General features: G+C 71.7%; 5 protein-coding genes. All 5 read left to right on the plus strand.

Annotated features, from left to right (window positions below; genetic code table 11):
• The first annotated feature begins 159 nt into the window (after positions 1 to 159).
• The gene (locus tag VKH46_00795) at positions 160 to 855 is read left to right on the plus strand and encodes a TlpA disulfide reductase family protein (GenBank protein ID HKB69349.1); all 696 of its coding nucleotides are present in this window, start codon (positions 160 to 162) and stop codon (positions 853 to 855) included.
• A gap of 47 nt (positions 856 to 902) precedes the next feature.
• A complete protein-coding gene (locus VKH46_00800; GenBank protein ID HKB69350.1) occupies positions 903 to 1,571 on the plus strand; it encodes a peptidylprolyl isomerase in 669 nt (222 codons plus the stop codon).
• A 36-nt stretch (positions 1,572 to 1,607) separates the two neighbouring features.
• On the plus strand, positions 1,608 to 2,036 hold the full coding sequence (locus tag VKH46_00805; protein ID HKB69351.1) for a heme-binding domain-containing protein: 429 nt from the start codon (positions 1,608 to 1,610) through the stop codon (positions 2,034 to 2,036).
• Positions 2,033 to 2,521 (plus strand): hypothetical protein, encoded by a 489-nt coding sequence (locus VKH46_00810; GenBank protein HKB69352.1) that lies wholly within the window; start codon positions 2,033 to 2,035, stop codon positions 2,519 to 2,521. The genes VKH46_00805 and VKH46_00810 overlap by 4 nt, the downstream gene beginning before the upstream one ends.
• The coding region (locus VKH46_00815) for an ACT domain-containing protein (GenBank protein HKB69353.1) at positions 2,514 to 2,770 on the plus strand (257 nt) is incomplete at its 3' end. The genes VKH46_00810 and VKH46_00815, both read left to right, overlap by 8 nt.

A 2,770-nucleotide genomic window follows, 5' to 3' on the forward strand; every position in this document is an offset into this window, starting at 1 on the left:
GTGCTGCCCGCCTATCGCGCGATGCTCGAGCCGGCGCCGGCCGCGATCCCCGCCGCCTCGACCGTCACCGTCACCCTGGTTCGCTGGCCGTACACCTGAAACCTCTCCGATCCGGCAAGTTTGCTGGCGCAGGCGGTGGTCGCGTCTTACGGCGGGAAAGTGAAGTTCGTCAGCGAGAATTTCGGCGCCTCGGCTCTGGCCGAGCGCTTCGGCGTGACGCGCTATCCGGCCGTGTTCGTCGACGACGTGCTCGTCGCGCCGCCGCGCGACTTCGGGTTCTTCGGAAAAGGGGACTCGCCGGGGCGGTACACGCCGTGGCGCAACGCCGCGAGCCAGGCGAAGTTCCAGCGCGATCTCCATCGGATGATCGATCTCGAGCTCGCCGGGGGAAAAGAGGACCTTCGCCGGGAGCGGGCCGCCGTTTCCGGTGCGTCGGAGACCGCGAACTTTCCCGCGTTCACGGTGACGGACTACGGGGGGAGGAAGCTCTCGGGAGGCGACCTCCGGGGGCGTCCGGTCCTCGTCGAGTTCTGGGCGACGTGGTGCCCGCCCTGCCGCTCGACGCTCGCGTGGCTCGCCGGCGTGAAGAAGCGCTTCGGCGACCGCCTCGAGGTCGTGGCGCTCGCGGTCGAGTCGCCGGAGGAGGGCGCGCGGAAGTTCGCGAGCTCGGCGAGCCCCGACATGCGGTGGGCGACTGCGGATGCGGCGACCGCCGGCGCGTTCGGCGACGTCGCCGCGGTGCCGACCCTCTTCCTGTTCGGCGCGGACGGCAGGCCGGCGGCCACCTTCTACGGAGCGCCTGCCGATCTGCACGACCGCGTCCTCGAGGCGCTCGCGGCGCTCGGGCTCCGCTGAGAGCCTCGTCCGCCGGAGGACGCCGGCAGGCGGATAATCCCCCGCGCGTGACGTTCTTCGCCGGAAACCGCCCGGGACGCCGGGGGAAGCCGCTCCTCGCCGCGGCGGCGGCGCTCGCCGCGCTCTCCTGCGCGGGAGCGGGAGCGCTCCGCGATCCGGCGGTCTCCGACCCGCGGTCTCCCGACGTGTGGCGCGCGCGGTTCGAGATGACGTCCGGCGTCTTCGTCGTCGAGGTCCATCGGGAATGGGCGCCGCGCGGCGCCGACCGGTTCCATCGCCTCGTCCGCGCCGGCTACTACGACGACTCGCGGATCTTCCGCGTCATCCCCGGATACATCGTCCAGTTCGGCATCGCGGGAGACCCCCGGCTCGCGCGCGCGTGGCGATACGCTTACTTCCCGGACGACCGTTCCGCCCGGCCGTGCGCGCGGGGAATGGTCGCGTTCGCGGACCGGGCTCCGAACACGCGCGCGACGCAGCTGTTCGTCAATCTCGCGGACAATCCGTCGCTCGACACCGGCGAGTTCGCCCCCTTCGGAAGGGTGGTCGCCGGCATGGACGTCGTCGAACGGTTCCACGGCTACGGCCGCGCGGGCCCGCAGGGAGAGCGGACCGACCAGGGCGCGATCTTCGACGGGGGAAACGGGTATCTGGACGCGCGCTACCCCGCGCTCGATTCGATCCTCCGAGTGAGAGTCGTCCGGCCGCAGCGATAGGATCGGGGGCGCCGGCAAGCCGGTGCGGAGGAACCGATGACCGGAAAAATCGTGGCCCGGGCGGCGATCGGCGTCGTCGCGCTTTTTCTCCTGGTCCAGGCGATTCCGGTCGACCGGACGAACGGCCCGGTCGTCGCCGACGCCGCGGCGCCGGCTCCCGTCAACGGGATTCTTCGCCGGGCCTGCTACGACTGCCACTCCAACGAGACGATCTGGCCCGGGTACAGCCGCGTGGCGCCCGTGTCGTGGCTCGTCGGCCACGATGTCCACGAAGGACGCCGCGAGCTCGACTTCTCGGAATGGAGCCGCTACGACGCGGCGAGCCGGAAGAAGAAGCTGGACAAGGCCGCCGAGGAAGTGAGCGACGGGGACATGCCGCCGGTCTATTACGTGTGGATGCACCCGGAAGCGCGCCTCTCCGCGTCCGACAAGGCGGCGCTGAAGGCGTGGTTCGCGCGGCCGTGAGCGAATCCACCGAACGAGCGGAGCGGGCGCTCCTGCGCCACACCGTCGCCACGCTGGCGTACCGCGGCGGAAAGGCGCTGAAGGGCGCGCCGGACGGGTTCGAGCGGTTTCGGGCCGCGGAGGGTTCGCGGAGCGCCGGGGAAATCCTGGCGCACGTCGGCGATCTCCTCGACTGGGCGATCCGGCTCGCCGACGGAAAACACGCCTGGAAGGATTCGCCGCCCCTCTTGTGGGAAGCGGGGAGCGCCCGTTTCTTCGACGGCCTCGCCCGCCTCGACGGGCGCCTTTCGGCCGCCCCTCTCGCGTGTCCGGCCGGAAAGGTCTTCCAGGGGCCGATCGCCGACGCGCTCGCGCACGTCGGGCAGATCGCAATGCTGCGAAGACTCGCGGGCGCGCCGGTGCGCGGCGAGAACTATTTCAAGGCGTCGATCGAGGCGGGCCGCGTCGGCCCGGAGCAGATCGAGCCGGGTTTCGAGTTTGACTGAGACCCCGCGGGTCACGGTCGAGCCGGGGAGCTGGGCGGTCGCGCGGCTCGATCCCGGCGCCGCCCTGCCGGAATGGACGGCGGGCGACGGGTTCTGCTCGATCACGCGCACCCGCGACGAGCTCTCGATCGTCTGTCCGGAAGCCGCCGTCCCGGCCGGGGTCCGCGCGGAGCGCGGCTGGGCGATGCTGAAGCTCTCGGGCCCGTTCCCGTTCACGGCGACCGGCGTCCTCTCGTCGTTCCTCGCGCC

Source organism: Thermoanaerobaculia bacterium (genome assembly GCA_035260525.1).
Classification (GTDB): Bacteria; Acidobacteriota; Thermoanaerobaculia; order UBA5066; family DATFVB01; genus DATFVB01.